The sequence below is a fragment of the Streptomyces telluris genome (assembly GCF_024519335.1).
Lineage (GTDB): Bacteria > Actinomycetota > Actinomycetes > Streptomycetales > Streptomycetaceae > Streptomyces > Streptomyces telluris.
Genome location: NZ_JANIID010000036.1, coordinates 1 through 19386 on the forward strand (window position 1 = coordinate 1; position 19386 = coordinate 19386).

Genomic DNA, 19386 nt, shown 5'->3' on the forward strand with positions numbered 1-19386 from the left:
GTCGAGGGCCGGACGCCCGGTCAGCGCCTCGTCGAGGTCCGCTTCGAGACCGTTCTTCTCGCCGTCGATGATGCGGCGTTGGAGCCGTTCGTCGAGCGGCAGGGCGAGGAGCTCCTCGGCCTTGCCCGCCTTCATCGACTTGGTGTCGACGCCTTCGAAGAGCTCCAGCAGGTGCTGCAGGGGGTCGTAGCCCTCGCGGCGCCGGTCGTAGATCAGGTCATGGGCGGCCTGGACCTGCTCCTGCTCCAGGCGGGCGATCGGCAGGATCTTCGAGGCGTGGACGATGGCCGAGTCCAGGCCGGCCTTCACGCACTCGTCCAGGAAGACGGAGTTCAGGACCATGCGGGCGGCCGGGTTGAGGCCGAAGGAGATGTTGGACAGGCCGAGCGTGGTCTGCACGTCGGGGTGGCGGCGCTTGAGCTCGCGGATCGCCTCGATGGTGGCGATGCCGTCCTTGCGGGACTCCTCCTGGCCCGTGCAGATGGTGAAGGTGAGGCAGTCGATGAGGATGTCCGACTCCTGCACCCCCCAGTTGCCCGTGAGGTCGTCGATCAGACGTTCGGCGATCTCGACCTTCTTCTCGACGGTGCGGGCCTGGCCCTCCTCGTCGATGGTGAGCGCGATCAGGGCGGCGCCGTGCTCGACAGCCAGCCGGGTGATCCTGGCGAAGCGGGAGTCGGGGCCGTCGCCGTCCTCGTAGTTGACGGAGTTGATGACGGCGCGGCCGCCGAGCTTCTCCAGGCCGGCCTGGATGACGGCCGGTTCGGTGGAGTCGAGGACGATGGGCAGGGTGGAGGCGGTGGCGAAGCGGCCGGCGATCTCGGCCATGTCGGCGACGCCGTCGCGTCCCACGTAGTCGACGCACAGGTCCAGCAGGTGGGCGCCCTCGCGGATCTGGTCGCGGGCCATCTCCACACAGTCGTCCCAGCGGCCCTCCAGCATGGCCTCGCGGAACTTCTTCGAACCGTTGGCGTTCGTCCGCTCGCCGATCGCGAGGTAGGAGGTGTCCTGCCGGAAGGGGACGGTCTGGTAGAGGGACGCGGCGCCCGGCTCGGGGCGCGGCTGCCGCTCCGTGGGCTGCATGTCGCGGACGCGCTCGACGACCTGCCGCAGGTGCTCCGGAGTCGTACCGCAGCAGCCGCCGACCAGCGAGAGCCCGTACTCGCGTACGAAGGTCTCGTGGGCGTCCGCCAGCTCGGCCGGCGTCAGCGGGTAGTGCGCGCCGTCCTTGCCCAGCACCGGCAGACCCGCGTTGGGCATGGCGGAGACGCGGGTGCGGGCGTGCCGGGAGAGGTAGCGCAGGTGCTCGCTCATCTCGGCCGGGCCGGTTGCGCAGTTGAGGCCGATCATGTCGATGCCGAGCGGCTCCAGGGCCGTCAGGGCGGCCCCGATCTCGGAGCCGAGGAGCATCGTGCCGGTGGTCTCCACCGTGACCTGGACGAGCAGGGGCAGGTCGGCGCCCAGGGCCTCCAGGGCGCGGCGGGCGCCGATGACCGAGGCCTTGGTCTGGAGCAGGTCCTGGGTGGTCTCCACCAGGACCGCGTCGGCTCCGCCCGTGACGAGGCCCTCGACGTTCTGCTGGTAGGCGTCGCGCAGGGCGGTGTAGGGGGCGTGGCCGAGCGTCGGCAGCTTTGTGCCGGGGCCGACCGAGCCCAGCACCCAGCGGGTGCGGCCGTCGCGGGCGGTGAAGTCGTCGGCGGTCTCGCGGGCGACGCGGGCGCCGGCTTCGGAGAGCTCGAAGATCCGCTCGGGGATGTCGTACTCGCCCAGCGCCGCCAGGTTGGCGCCGAAGGTGTTGGTCTCCACGCAGTCCACGCCGACGGAGAAGTAGGCCTCGTGGACGGAGCGGACGATGTCGGGGCGGGTCACGTTCAGGACCTCGTTGCAGCCCTCCAGCTGCTCGAAGTCCTCCATGCTGGGGTCCTGCGCCTGGAGCATCGTGCCCATGGCCCCGTCGGCCACCACGACCCGGGAGGCGAGCGCCTCCCGCAGTTCGGAGGCTCGGGCGGTGCTTGCGGTCGATGGCGTGAACGAGGCCATGGAAGTGCTCCCGGGGTTGCGACGGCTGTCGGCTTTGCGTCCTCCGGAAGAAGACGCACGCCGTCAGCGTAACCGCCGGAAGCGGAATTCGGGCGGGTGTCCCACACCTCGGATACGCGATGGATACGCGACGGAAGGGGCCGGGCGCGGCCCCCGGAGTCTCTCGGCGATCATGGTTCCGCCGCCGGTCAGCTATCTCCCGGTCGGCATCGGCCGATAGTGTTCAGCAATGCCGAACGGGCATTTCGGAGGAGGTTGAGCGATGGCACGGACCATCCAGTCGCTCGAACGGGCGGCAGCGATGCTACGGCTGCTCGCGGGGGGCGAACGACGGCTGGGTCTGTCCGATGTGGCTTCCGCACTGGGGCTGGCCAAGGGCACGGCACACGGCATTCTGCGCACCCTGCAGCAGGAGGGCTTCGTCGAGCAGGACCCCGCGTCGGGGCGTTACCAGCTCGGCGCCGAGCTGCTGCGGCTGGGCAACAGCTACCTGGACGTGCACGAGCTGCGCGCCCGCGCCCTGCTGTGGGCGGACGACCTGGCCCGCTCCAGCGGGGAGAGCGTCTACCTGGGCGTCCTGCACCAGCAGGGGGTGCTCATCGTCCACCACGTCTTCCGGCCGGACGACAGCCGTCAAGTGCTGGAGGTCGGGGCGATGCAGCCGCTGCACAGCACGGCCCTGGGGAAGGTGCTGTGCGCCTACGACCCCGTGGCCCACAGCCAGCTGCTGGAGGCCGAGCGCGAGGCGTTCACGGGGCGGACCGTCACCGCGCTGCCCGATCTGGAGGGCGTGCTGGACCTGACCCGGGCCCGTGGCTGGGCCGCGGACGTCGAGGAGACCTGGGAGGGCGTGGCCTCCGTCGCCGCCCCCATCCACGACCGGCACCGGATGCCGGTGGGCGCCGTCGGGATCACCGGCGCGGTGGAGCGGTTCTGCGAGGACGGGGAGCTGCGGGCGCAGCTGATCGCCGCCGTCCGGGACTGCGCGCGCGCCGTCTCCCGCGACCTGGGCGCGGGCCGCTTCTGACGTCCGGCCCTTTGGTGTGCCCGGTGGCGACTACCGGGTACTACCGGTCGGTAACCCCGAGTGTCCGCAACGGCGGTTTTCGGCCACTCCGGCGGAGAGTTTTCAGTCACAGGACTCTTGACGCAGTTCTTACAGTGCAGAAAACTGCCGTTCATCGGTCGGCATTGTCGAACACCTAACGACAATATTCGCTATGGTGGACACTGCCGCGGGCCGATCGAAGCTCTCCATCGGAGAGCTGCGGACCACCGGAGGGACCCGGGGTTCGCCTTCCCCTGGACGAAGGACAAAGGAGTCGCGGGTGTCCAGCTCCGACATCTTCACCGGTGAGCTCATCGGTACCGCAGTGTTGATCCTGCTCGGCGGCGGCGTGTGCGCCGCCGTCACCCTGAAGCGTTCGAAGGCACAGAACGCGGGCTGGCTCGCCATCACGTTCGGCTGGGGCTTCGCCGTCCTGGCCGGTGCGTACATCGGCACCAAGTCCGGCGCGCACCTCAACCCGGCCGTCACCCTCGGCCTCGCCATCGACGGCGCGACCGAGTGGAAGGACGTTCCGCTCTACATCGGCTCCCAGATGCTGGGCGCGATGATCGGTGCGACCCTGGTCTGGTTCGCCTACTACGGTCAGTTCAAGGCCCACCTGACGGACCCGGAGCTCGTCGCGAGCCTCAACCCCGCCGAGGGCATGGTCGACCAGACCGCGACGCCCCAGGCCGGCCCGGTGCTCGGCATCTTCTCCACCGGCCCCGAGATCCGCAACGCGGTGCAGAACCTCGTCACCGAGATCATCGGCACCGCCGCGCTGGTGCTCTTCATCCTCACCATGGGTCTGACCAAGGGCCTGGCCACGAGCGGCACGGGCACCCTGATGGTCGCCTTCGTCGTCGTCGGCATCGGCCTCTCGCTCGGCGGCCCGACCGGTTACGCCATCAACCCCGCCCGCGACCTGGGCCCGCGCATCGTGCACGCCCTGCTGCCGCTGCCCAACAAGGGCGGTTCCGACTGGGGCTACGCCTGGGTCCCGGTGGTCGGCCCGCTCATCGGCGCCGCCCTGGCCGCAGGCATCCACAAGATCGCGTTCTGATCCCCCGCCGAGACCTTCAGACCTCAGGAGTTAGAGACACCATGACCGACGCGCACAGCCAGGGCCCGTTCATCGCGGCGATCGACCAGGGCACCACCTCCTCCCGCTGCATCGTCTTCGACCGCGACGGACGCATCGTCTCCGTCGACCAGAAGGAGCACGAGCAGATCTTCCCGAAGCCGGGCTGGGTCGAGCACGACGCCACGGAGATCTGGACCAACGTCCAGGAAGTCGTCGCCGGCGCCGTCGAGAAGGCGGGCATCACCGCCGCCGACGTCAAGGCCATCGGCATCACCAACCAGCGCGAGACCACGCTGCTGTGGGACAAGAACACGGGCGAGCCGGTCTACAACGCCATCGTCTGGCAGGACACCCGCACCGACGCCCTGTGCAAGGAGCTCGGCCGCAACGTCGGCCAGGACCGCTTCCGCCGTGAGACGGGCCTGCCGCTGGCCTCGTACTTCTCCGGCCCGAAGGTCCGCTGGCTGCTGGACAACGTCGAGGGCCTGCGCGAGCGCGCCGAGGCCGGCGACATCCTCTTCGGCACCATGGACTCCTGGGTCATCTGGAACCTCACCGGTGGCACCGACGGCGGCGTGCACGTCACCGACGTCACCAACGCCTCCCGCACGATGCTGATGAACCTCCGCAGCCTCGACTGGGACGAGCGCATCCTGGAGTCGATGGAGATCCCGGCCGCCGTGCTGCCGGAGATCCGCTCCTCCGCCGAGGTCTACGGCACCGCCAAGGGCGGCGCCCTGGCCGGCGTGCCCGTCGCCTCCGCGCTCGGCGACCAGCAGGCGGCCCTCTTCGGCCAGACCTGCTTCTCCGAGGGCGAGGCCAAGTCGACCTACGGCACCGGCACGTTCATGCTGATGAACACCGGCGACGAGCCCGTCAACTCCTACAACGGCCTGCTGACCACCGTCGGCTACCGCATCGGCGACCAGAAGCCCGTCTACGCCCTCGAGGGCTCCATCGCCGTCACCGGCTCCCTCGTGCAGTGGATGCGCGACCAGATGGGCCTGATCAAGAGCGCGGCCGAGATCGAGACGCTCGCCAGCTCCGTCGAGGACAACGGCGGCGCCTACTTCGTGCCGGCCTTCTCCGGCCTGTTCGCCCCCTACTGGCGCTCCGACGCGCGCGGTGTCATCGCGGGCCTGACCCGCTACGTCACCAAGGCGCACATCGCCCGCGCCGTGCTCGAGGCCACCGCCTGGCAGACCCGCGAGATCACCGACGCCATGACCAAGGACTCGGGCGTCGAGCTGACCGCACTCAAGGTCGACGGCGGTATGACCTCCAACAACTTGCTGATGCAGACCCTCTCGGACTTCCTGGACGCACCGGTCGTGCGCCCGATGGTCGCCGAGACGACCTGCCTCGGCGCCGCCTACGCCGCCGGCCTCGCCGTCGGCTTCTGGCCGGACACCGACGCGCTGCGCGCCAACTGGCGCCGGGCCGCCGAGTGGACCCCCCGCATGGACGCGGACACGCGTGACCGCGAGTACAAGAACTGGCTCAAGGCCGTCGAGCGGACCATGGGCTGGATCGAGGACGAGGAGTAATCATGACAACCCCGCAGAGCGTTCCGACCCTGGGAACGCACCCGGCTGCCGGCGCCAACCCGGGCCGCGCCGAGACCCGGGAACGGCTGTCCAAGGCGACGTACGACCTCCTGGTGATCGGTGGCGGCATCCTGGGCACTTCGGTGGCCTGGCACGCTGCGCAGTCCGGTCTGCGGGTCGCGATGGTGGACGCCGGCGACTTCGCCGGCGCCACCTCCTCCGCCTCCTCCAAGCTGGTCCACGGCGGTCTGCGCTACCTGCAGACCGGCGCGGTCAAGCTGGTCGCGGAGAACCACCACGAGCGCCGGGTGCTGGCCAAGGACGTGGCCCCGCACCTGGTCAACCCGCTCACCTTCTACCTGCCCGTGTACAAGGGCGGCCCGGTCGGCGCGGCCAAGCTCGGCGCCGGTGTCTTCGCCTACTCGGCGCTGTCCGCCTTCGGCGACGGCGTCGGCAAGGTGATCTCCCCGGCCAAGGCCAAGGCCGACAACCCCGGTCTGCGCACGGACAACCTGAAGGCCGTCGCGGTCTACTACGACCACCAGATGAACGACTCCCGCGTGGCCGTCATGACGGTCCGCGCGGCGGTCGAGTCCGGTGCCGTCGTCCTCAACCACGCCGAGGTCACCGGCCTGCGCTTCACGCACGGCAAGGTCACCGGCGCGGAGCTCAAGGACCGCCTGGACGGTTCGGAGTTCGGCATCGACGCGCGCGTCGTCCTCAACGCCACCGGCCCGTGGGTGGACCACCTGCGGAAGCTGGAAGACAAGGGCGCCGCGCCGTCGATCCGCCTCTCCAAGGGCGCGCACATCGTGATGAAGCGCAAGTCGCCGTGGAAGGCCGCCATGGCCACCCCGATCGACAAGTACCGCATCACCTTCGCCCTGCCGTGGGAGGACCAGCTGCTGCTGGGCACCACCGACACCCAGTACGAGGGTGACCCGGCGGACGTGCGCGCCACGGAGGAGGACATCCAGCAGATCCTCGACGAGGCGGCGTTCTCCATCCAGGACGCGGACCTCGACCGCGACCTGATGACGTACGCCTTCGCCGGTCTGCGCGTGCTGCCCGGCGGCCCGGGCGACGTCTCCCAGGCCAAGCGCGAGACGGTCGTCTCCGAGGGCAAGGGCGGCATGCTGTCCGTCGCCGGCGGCAAGTGGACCACCTACCGCCACATCGGCCGTACGGTCATGAAGAAGCTCGCCCAGGTGCCCGGCAGCCCGCTGACCGAGGACATGGAGCCCATCTCCAGCCTGGTCCGCCGCACCCCGCTGCCCGGTGTCGCGAACCCCAACGCGGTCGCCCACCGCCTGCTCGTCGACCGCGAGCCCGGCGCCCGCATGGACCCGCTGACCGCCCGCCACCTCGCCTCGCACTACGGCTCGCTGTCCTTCGACATCGCGCGCCTGGCCAACGAGAACCCCGAGCTCGGCGAGCGCATCCACCCCGACGGCCCGGAGATCTGGGCCCAGGTCGTCTACGCCCGCGACCACGAGTGGGCCGAGACCGTCGACGACGTCCTGCGTCGCCGCACGACCCTGACCATCCGCGGCCTGGACGACGAGAACGTCCGCGCCCGCGTGAAGGACATGCTGGCCGACAAGGGCTGACCCGGCCCGTAACGCCACAGCCTCGGGGGAAGGACGCCACGCGTCCTTCCCCCGAGGCGTTCCTTTTCGGCCACACCGCAACTGACCTGCTGTTTTTCTCGTCCCTACAGAAAACGAGGGGGACGAGATGAAGAAGCAGGCCGGCCGGTCCCTGATGGCCGGGGTGCGTGCGTGGCGCCCCGGCCGGAAGACGGCGATACGCGCGGCGCTCGCCCTGGCCCTGGTGGTGCTGCTGCCCGTCATCGCCGCGGGCAGCGCCCTGCGGGCGTCCTACGCCGGATCGCCTGCAGCGGACGCCGTCACCCGCGGCCGGGACGCCGTGTGGCTGGGCCACGCCTGGCTCGACGGACGGCGCGGCCCGGCCGACCTCGCCGCGCTCAAGCGCCGGCTCGACGGCACGGGCATGCGCGACCTCTACATCCACGCGGGCCCGCTGGAGCACGACGGCACCCTGCCCGCCGGCGCGTACGCCAACTCGCGCAAGGTGATCGACTCCCTGCACCGCGCACTGCCCGGCATCCGCGTCCAGGCGTGGCTCGGCGACAAGCTCGTGCGCCCGGGCGAGGGCAGCAACGGCCTGCGCCTGGACTCGGCGCCCGCGCGGGCCGCCGTGGTCGAGAGCGCCCGGCAGGTCATGCGGGCCGGCTTCGAGGGCGTCCACCTCGACGTCGAGCCCGTGCGCACCGGCGACCGCGACTTCCTCGCCCTGCTGGACGCCCTGCACCCGGCCGTGCGGTCCGCCGGGGGAGTGCTGTCGATCGCGGCCCAGCAGATCGACCCGGTGCCCGCGATGCACGCCGCGGCGCACTTCGTGGGCAGCCCCAAGTGGTGGACCCAGCGCTATTTCGGCCAGGTCGCGCGCCGCACCGACCAGATCGCGATGATGTCCTACGACACCGCCCTGCCGATCGAGAGCCTCTACGGCGGCTACGTCGCCCGCCAGACGGAACTCGCCCTGCAGGTCACGCCCTCCGGCACCGACCTGCTCATGGGCCTGCCCTTCTACCACACCGACGACATGGGCCATCACGGTCACGCCGAGACGGCCGCGGCGGCCGTGCGCGGCGCCCGGCTCGGACTGACCCGCGAGGACCGCGACCGCAAGCGCTTCGGGCTCGCGCTCTACGTCGACTTCGCGGCCACCGAGGACGACTGGCGCGCCTACCGGACCGGCTGGGGAGCAAGGGGCTGAGGAAGAGCCCGTACAGGGGCTGCGACCGGGCAGCGGGGAAGCCGTAGTCTTGTGGTCGCACAACAGAGCAGCAATGAAAAGCACTGCAGAACAGATTGCAGAGAAGGAGGCGCTGGGTGATCGAGCTTGAGGGGGTACCCGAGCTGATCGACCCGGTCATGATCTGTGCCTTCGAGGGCTGGAACGACGCGGGGGACGCCGCCTCCAGCGCGGTCGCGCACCTGGACCGGGAGTGGAAGGGCGAGGTCTTCGGCGCGCTCGACGCCGAGGACTACTACGACTTCCAGGTCAACCGCCCCACGGTCTGGCTCGACGGCGGCGTCCGCAAGATCACGTGGCCGACGACCAGGCTGTCCGTGGTGCGCACCGGCGGCGGCGAGGGCAAGGGCGCTCCGCGCGACCTCGTCCTGGTGCGCGGCATCGAGCCCAGCATGCGCTGGCGCTCGTTCTGCAACGAGATCCTGGGCTTCGCCCACGAGCTCGGCGTGGAGCTGGTGGTCGTCCTGGGCTCGCTGCTCGGGGACACCCCGCACACCCGGCCCGTTCCGGTCAGCGGCGTCACCTCCGACCCGGACCTCGCACGGACCATGGACCTGGAGGAGTCCCGCTACGAGGGCCCGACGGGGATCGTCGGCATCCTCCAGGAGGCCTGCACCCACGCCGGCGTCCCGGCGGTGAGCCTGTGGGCGGCCGTCCCGCACTACGTCTCCCAGCCGCCCAACCCGAAGGCCACCCTGGCGCTGCTGAACCGCCTGGAGGATCTGATCGATCTGCGCATCCCGCTCGGCGAGCTGCCGGAGGACGCGCGGGCCTGGCAGCTGGGCGTCGACCAGCTGGCGGCGGAGGACAGCGAGGTCGCCGAGTACGTGCAGTCCCTGGAGGAGGCGCGCGACACGGCGGACCTGCCGGAGGCCTCGGGCGAGGCCATCGCTCGCGAGTTCGAGCGCTACCTGCGCCGCCGCGACCCCCAGCAGGGCGACGGTTCGTACCTGCGCGACACCACCAGCGGGCGCACGCGCCCGCAGCGGCAGCCCAAGGACGAGGCGGCGGCGCCCGAGGAGGAGACCGAGGGGCCCGAGGACGAGGCCTGAGGCGGCGGACGGCGGCGGTGACGGGGCCGGGGCGGGCCCCCGATGTGACGAATCCCCGATATTGAAGAGACGTCCGCAACCGTCCGCCGTACACTTGTCGGTCCGGTGAAGGCCGGTTCGTACGGCCCTGCGAGGGGTCGCGCGAGCCGGCCTTCTCGTCCCCTCAGGAGGTGTGCCCCGGATGACCAGCAGCATTCCCGCTGCCCCGCCCCGCGCGGCCGCAGGTTCCGCCCTGCAAGCGGTCCTGCTCGACATGGACGGCACCCTCGTCGACACCGAGGGCTTCTGGTGGGAAGTGGAGGTCGCCGTCTTCGCCGAGCTGGGCCACCAGCTGCTGGAGGAGTGGCGCGAGGTCGTCGTCGGCGGCCCCATGACGCGCAGCGCCTCCTTCCTCATCCGGGCCACCGGCGCGAAGATCGCCGTGACGGAGCTGTCCGTCCTGCTGAACAAGCGTTTCTCCGAGATGATCGGGCGCGGCGTGCCGCTGATGCCGGGCGCCCGCAGACTCCTCGCCGAGCTCGCCGCGCACAAGATCCCCACCGCGCTGGTCTCGGCCTCGCACCGGGAGATCATCGACCGCGTGCTGCTGTCGCTGGGCCCGGAGAACTTCACCCTGACCGTCGCGGGCGACGAGATGGAGCGCACCAAGCCGCACCCCGACCCGTACCTGCTGGCGGCCGCCCGGCTCGGGGCGGAGCCGGGCCGGTGCGCGGTCGTGGAGGACACCCTGACCGGGGTGACCGCCGGCGAGGCGGCCGGCTGCCGGGTGGTGGCGGTGCCGTCGGTGGCCCCGATCCCGCCCGCCGCCGGACGGACCGTCGTGGGCTCCCTCGAAGAAGTGGATCTCGGTTTTCTCCGGGGACTGATCACGGGAATGCACTCTCCCGTGCACTGAGCGTGCCCCGGAGAAAGTTCAAGGAACTCTGGGCGCCGGAACGAGTGTTTTCCGTGACGAATGCACTGACCTAATTCCCGCAGTCCGCCGGGAAGTCGCCCGAGTGACCTTCGTCACCGCGTCCGGCGGCGGTGCGTGCGGGAACGGTCACCCGGTGACGCCTCCGCAAGGGTTGAAGCGCACCCTTGTGTCCGGATTGATGATCGTGTGCGTGGATCGTTCCGGCGCTCGGATATCGCGGATCGCCTCCCTTGTTATCACCGCGTGATATCGCGTCAACTTCTCCGTGTTCCGGCGGCAGTGGCCCCCGGCACTAATCTTTTCGCGAGAACTTCACGGCTTGCCCGTGGGCCCGCGCGCCGGTCGCCGGTAGGGTCCCGGGAACCGAACGCACCACAGGGAGAACCCCACACAATGAACCGCAAGACGTTGGTGCTGCCCGTCGCGGCAGCCCTGCTGGCCCCCGTGCTCGTCGCCTGCGGCGGGAGCGACGGAGCCGGCAAGGGCAACGGCGCCATCGTCATCGGTACCACCGACCGGTTCGAGGAGACCACGGACGCCCCGGCGCCCTTCGATCCGGCCGCCGCGTACGACATCGGCGCGTGGAACGTCCTCCACAGCACTTTCCAGACACTTCTGCGGCTGCCCCGCTCCGGCACCGCCCCGGTCGCCGACGCCGCCTCCAAGTGCACCTTCGGCGACCGCAAGAACGAGCAGTTCCGCTGCACCCTGCGCAGCGGCCTGAAGTTCTCCAACGGCAACGCGCTCACCGCCGAGGACGTCAAGTTCTCCATCGACCGCGCCCGCGCCATCAACTTCGAGAACGGCCCGGTCTCGCTGCTCAGCAACATCGACCGGGTGGAGACGCCGAGCGAGCTCGAGGTCGTCTTCCAGCTGAAGTCGCCCGACGCGACGTTCCCGCAGAAGATCGCGACCCCGGCCGCCGCCATCGTCGACGCCGAGTCCTACGACAAGAACAAGCTCGACAACGGCTTCAAGGTCGTCGGCTCCGGTCCGTACACGCTGCAGACCGAGGAGAAGGACGGCCGCGTCGTCAAGGCCGTGCTCAACAAGAACAAGAACTACCAGGGCGTCGTCCAGCTGCAGAACGACAAGGTCGAGATGCGCTTCTACGACGACGCCACGGCGATGGAGAAGGCCCTCATGGCCGGCGACATCGACATCATGAACCGCACCCTGTCGCCCGAGCAGGTCAACCGCCTGCGTACGGACGCCGGCAAGGACGTGCGCCTGCTCGAGGCGCCCGGCCAGGAGATCAGCTACCTCGCCTTCAACACCGACGACCCGGCGGTGAAGAACAAGGCGGTTCGCCAGGCCGTGGCCCAGGTCGTCGACCGCGCCGCACTGGCCCGCGACTCCTACGGCCGCACGAACGACCCGCTGTACTCGCTCGTGCCCATGGGCATCACCGGGCACCAGAACTCGTTCTCCAACAAGTACGGTGACCCCAGCGCGGAGAAGGCCCGCGCCATCCTGCGGGCCGGCAATGTGAGCACCCCGGTGCCGCTGACCCTCACCTACACCACCGACCACTACGGTGAGACGACCGAGAAGTCCTTCAAGGCCCTGCAGAAGCAGCTGAACGGCAGCGGGCTGTTCAACGTCAAGCTCCAGGGCGTGAAGTGGTCGGAGTTCCGTCCCGAGGCCGCGGCCGGCAAGTACGCCGCCTACGGCATGGGCTGGTTCCCCGACTTCCCGGACCCCGACAACTTCGTCGCCCCCTTCATCGGCAGGGACAACTTCCTCCGCTCGCCGTACCGCAACAACAAGATCAGCAACGAGCTGATCCCCGAGTCCCGCGAGGCCTCCCAGCGCGAGGCCGCCGCGAAGTACTTCCAGCAGGCACAGGACATCGTCGCCGAGGAGGTGCCGGTGCTGCCGCTGTGGCAGGGCAAGCAGTACGTGGCGGCCCGGGGGAACGTCACCGGTGCCGAGTGGGCGCTCAACTCCGCCTCCGAAATGCAGCCGTGGGAACTGGCCCGCGGCGTGTGAGGCACCAGCCGTCAGACCGGTTCTGCCGACGACCTGTTCACGATTTGTTCAGAGACGAACAAGGAAACTGTGAGGAACGTGCACGTGAGGAAACGTGACCAGTGGCTTGCCGCCCCGCTCGGTGCGGGGCTCGCCGCCGCCCTGCTCACCGGGTGCGGCTCGGAAGACGGCAACGCCGGCGGCACCGGTGAGTCGGTGGTCATGGGGATGTCCGACGAGGTCGTGTCCACCGACCCGGCATCCGGTTACGACCCGGGCTCCTGGGTGCTGTTCAACAACGTCTTCCAGTCGCTGATGAGCTTCCCCAAGGGGAGCACCACCCCTCAGCCGGACGCCGCGGAGAAGTGCAGCTTCAAGGACGAGAGCAGCACCGTCTACCAGTGCACCCTCAAGGAGGGGCTGAAGTTCAGCAACGGCCACGACCTCACCTCCGAGGACGTCGCCCACTCCTTCAACCGCACCTTGAAGATCAACGACGACAAGGGTCCCGCCAAGTCCCTGCTGTCCTCGATCAAGAGCATCAAGACGCCGGACAAGATGAACGTCGTCTTCGAGCTCAAGCGCTCCGACGCCACCTTCCCGCAGAAGATCGCCTCGGGTGCCGGCTCGATCGTGGACCACCAGGAATACCCCCTGGACAAGCTCCGCACCGACGGCAAGGCGGTCGGCTCCGGCGTCTACAAGCTGGACTCGTACGACGAGAAGCAGGCCAAGTTCTCGGTCAACAAGAACTACAAGGGCGGTGCGGTCGTCCAGAACCGCGGCGTGACCATGAAGTTCTTCCACGGCGAGCAGGTCGAGCTGAAGGACGCCGTCCAGAAGGGCGACATCGACCTCGCCTACCGTGGTCTGGCCATGAAGGACATCGCCGACATCGACTCGTCGGCCGGCAAGCACAACCTCAAGGTGGTCGAGGGCACCAGCGCCGAGGTCCAGCACCTGGTGTTCAACACCAAGGACCCGGTGGTCGGCAAGGTCGGCGTGCGCAAGGCCATCGCCTACCTGGTCGACCGCAGCGCCCTGGTCCGCGACGTCTACAAGCGCACCGCCGAGCCGCTGTACTCGATCGTCCCGAGCGGCATCACCGGCCACAAGACCCCGTTCTACGACACCTACGGGGACCGGCCGCAGCCCGACAAGGCCGCCGCCGCCCTGAACTCCGCGGGCATCAAGGACAAGGTCAAGCTCACGCTGTACGCCACGCCGATCCGCTACGGCCCGGGCACCGTCCCGGAGTTCCAGGCGATCGCGCAGCAGCTCAACAAGAGCGGCCTGTTCGAGGCGGACGTGAAGTCCGTCCCGCTGAAGGAGTACGAGGAGGGTGTGGCCGCCGGCCGGTACGGCGTCTACGTGAAGGGCTGGGTTCCTGACTACCCGGACCCGGACAACTTCACCGCGCCGTTCTTCGGCGAGGACAACGTGCTCTCCAACAACTACGAGTCCAAGGAGATCACGAGCCGCATCCTGGCCACCGCCGCCAACGGCAGCCGGCCCTCCACCGTCGGCGACTACGCCAAGGTGCAGAACACGGTCGCCCAGGACGTGCCGATCCTTCCGCTGTGGCAGGGCAAGCAGTACGCCGTGACCAACGAGCGGGTCTCCGGTCTCCAGTGGTCCCTCGACGCCTCCACCGTCTTCCGCTTCTGGGAGATCAGCAAGGCCTCGAAGGGCTGACCCCGGGCAGCCCCCACAGCACAGTGCCCTCCTCCGGAGCTCCGGAGGAGGGCACTTGCCGTATGGCCGGGGCGGCGGCTACTGGGCGCCCGGGCGGACCAGACCGCTCTCGTACGCGTACACCGCCGCCTGGACGCGGTCGCGCAGGCCCAGCTTGGTCAGGACGTGCCCCACGTGCGTCTTCACCGTGGTCTCGCTGACGAACAGGTCCGCCGCGATCTCCGCGTTCGACAGGCCGCGCGCCACCAGCTTCAGCACCTCGACCTCGCGGTCGGTCAGCGTGTTCAGCGTGTCCGGCAGGGGCTCCTCGCCCGACGGCAGGTGACCCGCGTACTTGTCCAGCAGCCGCCGGGTGATGCTCGGCGCGAGCATCGCCTCGCCCCCCGCCACCACCCGGATCGCCTGGACCAGCTCATTGGCCGGCGCGTCCTTGAGCAGGAAGCCGCTCGCGCCCGCGCGCAGCGCCTCCACCACGTATTCGTCGAGGTCGAAGGTGGTCAGCACCAGGACCTTCGCCGGGCCGTTGCGGTCCGGGCCGGTGATCTGGCGCGTCGCCTCGACGCCGTCCATCCGGGGCATCCGGATGTCCATCAGGACCACATCCGGCTGCAGCGCCCGCACCTGATCCAGCGCCTGCAGGCCGTCCCCCGCCTCGCCCACCACCGCGAGGTCCTGTTCCGCTTCGAGAATCATCCGGAAGCCGGTGCGCAGCAGCGGCTGGTCGTCGACCAGTAGGACGCGGATCGCCACAGGAACTCCTTCGCTAGACCGGGTCCATTCTGCCCTGAGCCGCCCCCTGGGCGGGCACCCGGCCGTCCCGCTGCGCCACGACGGGCAGCGGATACGGCGGGGGAGTGCCCCCGAACTCCGGGCAGACGGCCTGGTGATCGCACCAGCCGCACAGCTTCGTCGGCCGCGGCCGCCACTCGCCGGTCTCCGTGGCCAGCACGATCGCGTCCCACAGGGCCCGCAGCTTGCGCTCGACCGCCCGCAGCTCCGCCTCCACCGGGTCGTAGGTCAGGACGTCCCCGCTGCCCAGGTAGACCAGCTGGAGCCGGCGCGGCACCCTGCCCTGCAGCTTCCACAGCACCAGCGCGTAGAACGTCATCTGGAAGAGGGCCTCGGAGCGGAACTGCGGGGCCGGGGCCTTGCCGGTCTTGTAGTCCACGATGCGCACGTCGCCCGACGGCGCGACGTCCACCCGGTCGATGAAGCCGCGCAGCAGCGGGCCCGACTCCAGCTCCGTCTCCACGTACAGCTCGCGCTCGGCGGGCTCCAGGCGCGTGGGGTCCTCCAGGGTGAACCAGCGCTCGACCAGCCGCTCGGCGTCCCCCAGCCACTTCGCCAGCAGCCGCGGGTCGTGCGCGCCGTCCTCGCCGTGGAAGAGCTCCGCGAGCTCGGGGCGGGAGGCCAGCAGCCGCTCCCACTCGCCCGGCACCAGCCCCTTGGCCCGCTCCGCCGTGCGCTCCGCCGCCGGTGCGTCGAAGAGCCGCTCCAGGACCGCGTGCACCACCGTGCCGCGGGTGGCCGCGGCGCTCGGCTTCTCCGGCAGCTTGTCGATCACCCGGAACCGGTACAGCAGCGGGCACTGCATGAAATCGCCCGCCCGCGACGGGGACAGCGCCTTCGGCCGCACCGCCCCCGTACCCGTCCGCGCAGGCCCGCGCCCCGCGCCGGCCCCGGCCCGCCCCGCAGGGGCCCCACTGTCCATACCCATGACAGAAAACCCTAAGGCCCGCCACCGACAGCCGGCGTCATACCATCGACCACAGACCCCTTCGCAGCATGATCGGGAGACCGCCGGTCGCCTGCGAGGGCCGCATCGGACGAGGGGACACCGTGGACAACAGCGGGCAGAGCAGGTCCGGCGGCGGGGGCGCCGGTGACCGGCGGCAGCCCGGGGACCGCCCCGAGCGCCCCCGCGAGAGCGGCGGCGGCATCCTCATGGGCCGCCCCTTCGGCGTTCCCGTCTACGTGGCCCCCAGCTGGTTCCTCGTCGCCGCCCTCATCACCTGGGTCTTCGGCGGCCAGCTCGACCGCGTCCTGCCCGAGCTGGGCCGCGCGCGCTACCTGGTCTCCCTCTTCTTCGCCGTCGCCTTCTACGCCTCGGTCCTCGTCCACGAGCTCGCCCACACCGTCGCCGCGCTGCGCTTCAAGCTCCCCGTGCGGCGCATCCAGCTCCAGTTCTTCGGCGGCGTCTCCGAGATCGAGAAGGAGACCGAGACCCCCGGCCGCGAATTCGTCCTCGCCTTCGTCGGCCCCCTCCTCTCCCTCGTCCTCGCGGGCCTCTTCTACCTCGGCATGCTCGTCGTCGAGCCCGGCACCGTCCCCGGCGTCCTGCTCGCCGGCCTGATGATCTCCAACCTCCTCGTCGCGGCCTTCAACCTGCTGCCCGGCCTCCCCCTCGACGGCGGCCGCATGCTCCGCGCCGTCGTCTGGAAGATCAGCGGCAAGCCCATGACCGGCACGGTCGCCGCCGCCTGGATCGGCCGCGCCCTCGCGGTCGCCGTCCTCGTCGGCCTCCCGCTGCTCGCCCGCGCCGGCGGCATCGGCGCCTCCGGCGACAGCCTCGGCGGCCTGGACTCCCTCACCGACGCCCTGCTCGCGGCCATCCTCGCCGCCATCATCTGGACCGGCGCCGGCAACAGCCTCCGCATGGCCCGCCTGCGCGAACGCCTCCCCGGCCTGAGCGCCCGCGCCCTCACCCGCCGCGCCGTCCCCGTGCAGGCCGCCACGCCCCTGTCCGAGGCCCTGCGCCGGGCCGGCGAGGCCGGCGCCCGCGCCCTGGTCGTCGTCGACGGCCAGGGCAACCCCACCGCGCTCGTCCGCGAGGCCGCCGTCGTCGGCGTCCCCGAGCACCGCCGCCCCTGGGTCGCGGTCAGCGCCCTCGCCCAGGACCTCAAGGACGGCATGCGCGTCTCCGCCGACCTCTCCGGCGAGGAGCTCCTCGACACCCTGCGCGCCACGCCCGCCACGGAGTACCTGGTGGTGGAGGCGACGGGGGAGGTCTACGGCGTCCTGGCCACCACCGACGTCGAGCGGGCCTTCGTGGCCGCGATGGCCCGTACGCCCTCCTGACCGCTCCCGGCCGCACGCCCCGCCGGGCCGGTGCCGCGCGCCGCGCCCCGGCGGGCCCCGCCGTGTCCGTAGCCCCGCCGGATGCCGGGTAGGCTGGTCACATGTCCGAACCGACCGGTGCCGCCCGCCGTCGCGGGCCCTTCCAGGTCGGGGACCAGGTCCAGCTCACCGACCCCAAGGGACGCCACTACACCTTCACGCTCGAAGCCGGGAAGCAGTTCCACACCCACAAGGGTGCCTTCCCCCACGACGAGCTGATCGGTGCCCCCGAAGGCAGTGTTGTCCGTACCACGGGAAACGTCGCCTACCTCGCGCTGCGCCCCCTGCTCCCCGACTACGTCCTGTCCATGCCCCGCGGCGCCGCCGTGGTCTACCCCAAGGACGCGGGGCAGATCCTGGCCTTCGCCGACATCTTCGCCGGCGCGCGCGTCGTCGAGGCGGGGGTGGGCTCCGGCTCGCTCAGCGCCTTCCTGCTGCGCGCCATCGGTGACCAGGGCATGCTGCACTCCTACGAGCGCCGCGCGGACTTCGCCGAGATCGCCCAGGCGAACGTCGAGCGCTACTTCGGCGGCCCGCACCCCGCCTGGCAGCTCACGGTCGGCGACCTGCAGGACAACCTGTCCGACACCGACGTCGACCGGGTCATCCTCGACATGCTCGCCCCCTGGGAGTGCCTGGAGGCCGTCTCCAAGGCGCTCGTCCCCGGCGGCATCCTCTGCTGCTACGTGGCGACCACGACCCAGCTCGCCCGGACCGTCGAGTCCATCCGCGAGATCGGCTGCTTCGCCGAGCCGCAGCCGTGGGAGTCGATGATCCGCAACTGGCACGTCGAGGGACTCGCCGTCCGGCCGGACCACCGCATGATCGGCCACACCGGCTTCCTCGTCACCGCCCGCCGCCTCGCGGACGGCGTCGAGCCGCCGATGCGCCGCCGCCGCCCCGCCAAGGGCGCCTACGGCGACGACTACGAGGGCCCCAACAAGGGCTGACCCCCGTCATCGCGTGCACGGCACGCCGGGCGCCGCCACCGGGACCCCGCACCGCGGGGAACTCGGGGGCGGCGCCTCTTCGTTAGGCCCGTCCGCCGGGCCCGCCGCGGCTTCACCCGCCCGGCCTTTTCGCACGCCCTCCACCGGCGTGCCCGCTGTTCCCCGGTACGCGGGGGTGTGGCACGATGCTGATCGATTCCGCGTCCCCGCAGCCACCGCCACAGGAGTCAGCGCGCGTGCAGCCACCGGCAGACAGTGCCCGTCCCGCCCCTGAGCCCGCCGGTGCCCCTGAGCGCCGGCCGCACACCCGCTCCGGGCCCGGCCACTGGCTGGCCACCGCCGCGGCCCTGGCGGCCGTCGTCGCGGCCGCGGTCGCCGTCGGCCCGCGCGAGGATCCGGCGCCCGCTCCGGCCGCGGCCTCCGCCGCGACCGCCGGAGCCCCCGCGCCCCTCTCCGCCCGCTTCCCCCTGCGCTGCGGGCCCGCCGGCGGGCCCGACGTCGTCCAGCAGGTCACCAGCGACCTCGACGGCGACGGCCGGCTCGAGACGGTGGCCGTCGTGCGCTGCCGCGCCGGCGGCGGCACTCCGCCCAGCGGCGTCTACGTCCTCGCCGCGCCCCGCGAGCCCGGCGGGCGGCCCCGCGTCCTGGCCACGCTCGTGGACCCCGGGGAGAAGATGACCGTCACCGGCCTCACCGTCACCCGGGGCACCGTTTCGGCCACTCTGCTCGGCTACTCCGGCCCGAACGTGCCCCGTTGCTGCCCGGACAGGAGCCGGACCGTCGAATGGCACTGGAAGGACGGGAAGTTCGTCCTCCGGCCGATGCCCGTAGCGGGGAGTGTGTGATCCGTTACCCGGCGTCCGGGCCGTAGATCTCCACCTTGTCCGAAATGCGGCGGACATGGATGCAGTCGCCCGGGCACTCCTTGGCCGAGTCACGGACATCCGTGAGCAGCGGCAGCGGCACGGGCGTCGTCGCGCCCGGCTCCTGCAGCAGCTCGTCGTCGGCGCTCTTCACATACGCCAGGCCGTCGATGTCCAGCTCGAAGACCTCGGGCGCGTACTGGGCGCAGATCCCGTCCCCCGTGCACAGGTCCTGGTCGATCCAGACCTCCAGGGCCTCGCC

16 protein-coding genes are annotated in these 19386 nt (G+C 70.9%); 12 read left to right on the forward strand and 4 right to left on the reverse strand.

Annotated features, from left to right (window positions below; genetic code table 11):
* The coding region (locus tag NQU55_RS29810) for a homocysteine S-methyltransferase family protein (protein WP_256791507.1) at nucleotides 1-2040 on the reverse strand (2040 nt) is incomplete at its 3' end.
* A gap of 262 nt (nucleotides 2041-2302) precedes the next feature.
* On the opposite strand from NQU55_RS29810, the gene NQU55_RS29815 reads away from it, so the two are divergent.
* The 9 genes from NQU55_RS29815 (at nucleotide 2303) to NQU55_RS29855 (ending at nucleotide 14194) form a co-directional block, all read left to right on the forward strand.
* Nucleotides 2303-3067, forward strand: coding sequence for an IclR family transcriptional regulator (locus NQU55_RS29815; protein WP_168093432.1), 765 nt, complete (start codon nucleotides 2303-2305; stop codon nucleotides 3065-3067).
* Between the two features lie 301 nt (nucleotides 3068-3368).
* Nucleotides 3369-4151: an MIP/aquaporin family protein gene (locus tag NQU55_RS29820; RefSeq protein WP_168093431.1), complete on the forward strand. Its 783-nt coding sequence runs from the start codon at nucleotides 3369-3371 to the stop codon at nucleotides 4149-4151.
* 41 nt (nucleotides 4152-4192) lie between these two features.
* Nucleotides 4193-5719: a glycerol kinase GlpK gene (glpK, locus tag NQU55_RS29825; protein WP_168093430.1), complete on the forward strand. Its 1527-nt coding sequence runs from the start codon at nucleotides 4193-4195 to the stop codon at nucleotides 5717-5719.
* Nucleotides 5720-5721: 2 nt separating this feature from the next.
* On the forward strand, nucleotides 5722-7329 hold the full coding sequence (locus NQU55_RS29830; RefSeq protein WP_168093429.1) for a glycerol-3-phosphate dehydrogenase/oxidase: 1608 nt from the start codon (nucleotides 5722-5724) through the stop codon (nucleotides 7327-7329).
* A 127-nt stretch (nucleotides 7330-7456) separates the two neighbouring features.
* Nucleotides 7457-8521, forward strand: a complete 1065-nt coding sequence (locus NQU55_RS29835; RefSeq protein WP_240976426.1) for a glycoside hydrolase family 18 protein — start codon at nucleotides 7457-7459, stop codon at nucleotides 8519-8521.
* Nucleotides 8522-8637: 116 nt separating this feature from the next.
* The gene (locus NQU55_RS29840; RefSeq protein ID WP_058045155.1) at nucleotides 8638-9612 is read left to right on the forward strand and encodes a PAC2 family protein; all 975 of its coding nucleotides are present in this window, start codon (nucleotides 8638-8640) and stop codon (nucleotides 9610-9612) included.
* A gap of 181 nt (nucleotides 9613-9793) precedes the next feature.
* Nucleotides 9794-10507 (forward strand): HAD family hydrolase, encoded by a 714-nt coding sequence (locus NQU55_RS29845; RefSeq protein WP_168093428.1) that lies wholly within the window; start codon nucleotides 9794-9796, stop codon nucleotides 10505-10507.
* Nucleotides 10508-10921: 414 nt separating this feature from the next.
* Nucleotides 10922-12520: an ABC transporter substrate-binding protein gene (locus tag NQU55_RS29850; RefSeq protein ID WP_168093427.1), complete on the forward strand. Its 1599-nt coding sequence runs from the start codon at nucleotides 10922-10924 to the stop codon at nucleotides 12518-12520.
* An 84-nt stretch (nucleotides 12521-12604) separates the two neighbouring features.
* Nucleotides 12605-14194 carry an ABC transporter substrate-binding protein gene (locus NQU55_RS29855; RefSeq protein ID WP_168093426.1) on the forward strand — a complete coding sequence of 530 codons (1590 nt, stop codon included), beginning with the start codon at nucleotides 12605-12607 and terminating at the stop codon, nucleotides 14192-14194.
* A 78-nt stretch (nucleotides 14195-14272) separates the two neighbouring features.
* On the opposite strand, the gene NQU55_RS29860 is transcribed toward NQU55_RS29855, so the two are convergent.
* Both NQU55_RS29860 and NQU55_RS29865 read right to left on the reverse strand, forming a co-directional pair.
* Nucleotides 14273-14944, reverse strand: coding sequence for a response regulator (locus tag NQU55_RS29860; protein WP_058045158.1), 672 nt, complete (start codon nucleotides 14942-14944; stop codon nucleotides 14273-14275).
* A 13-nt stretch (nucleotides 14945-14957) separates the two neighbouring features.
* Nucleotides 14958-15911, reverse strand: coding sequence for a RecB family exonuclease (locus NQU55_RS29865; protein WP_168093425.1), 954 nt, complete (start codon nucleotides 15909-15911; stop codon nucleotides 14958-14960).
* 122 nt (nucleotides 15912-16033) lie between these two features.
* On the opposite strand from NQU55_RS29865, the gene NQU55_RS29870 reads away from it, so the two are divergent.
* The 3 genes from NQU55_RS29870 (at nucleotide 16034) to NQU55_RS29880 (ending at nucleotide 19106) form a co-directional block, all read left to right on the forward strand.
* Nucleotides 16034-17272 carry a site-2 protease family protein gene (locus NQU55_RS29870; RefSeq protein WP_372504848.1) on the forward strand — a complete coding sequence of 413 codons (1239 nt, stop codon included), beginning with the start codon at nucleotides 16034-16036 and terminating at the stop codon, nucleotides 17270-17272.
* A 101-nt stretch (nucleotides 17273-17373) separates the two neighbouring features.
* On the forward strand, nucleotides 17374-18261 hold the full coding sequence (locus NQU55_RS29875) for a tRNA (adenine-N1)-methyltransferase (RefSeq protein ID WP_058045161.1): 888 nt from the start codon (nucleotides 17374-17376) through the stop codon (nucleotides 18259-18261).
* A 236-nt stretch (nucleotides 18262-18497) separates the two neighbouring features.
* On the forward strand, nucleotides 18498-19106 hold the full coding sequence (locus tag NQU55_RS29880) for a hypothetical protein (protein ID WP_256791510.1): 609 nt from the start codon (nucleotides 18498-18500) through the stop codon (nucleotides 19104-19106).
* A 4-nt stretch (nucleotides 19107-19110) separates the two neighbouring features.
* On the opposite strand, the gene NQU55_RS29885 is transcribed toward NQU55_RS29880, so the two are convergent.
* Nucleotides 19111-19377, reverse strand: coding sequence for a ferredoxin (locus NQU55_RS29885; RefSeq protein ID WP_058047003.1), 267 nt, complete (start codon nucleotides 19375-19377; stop codon nucleotides 19111-19113).
* Nucleotides 19378-19386 lie beyond the last annotated feature (9 nt).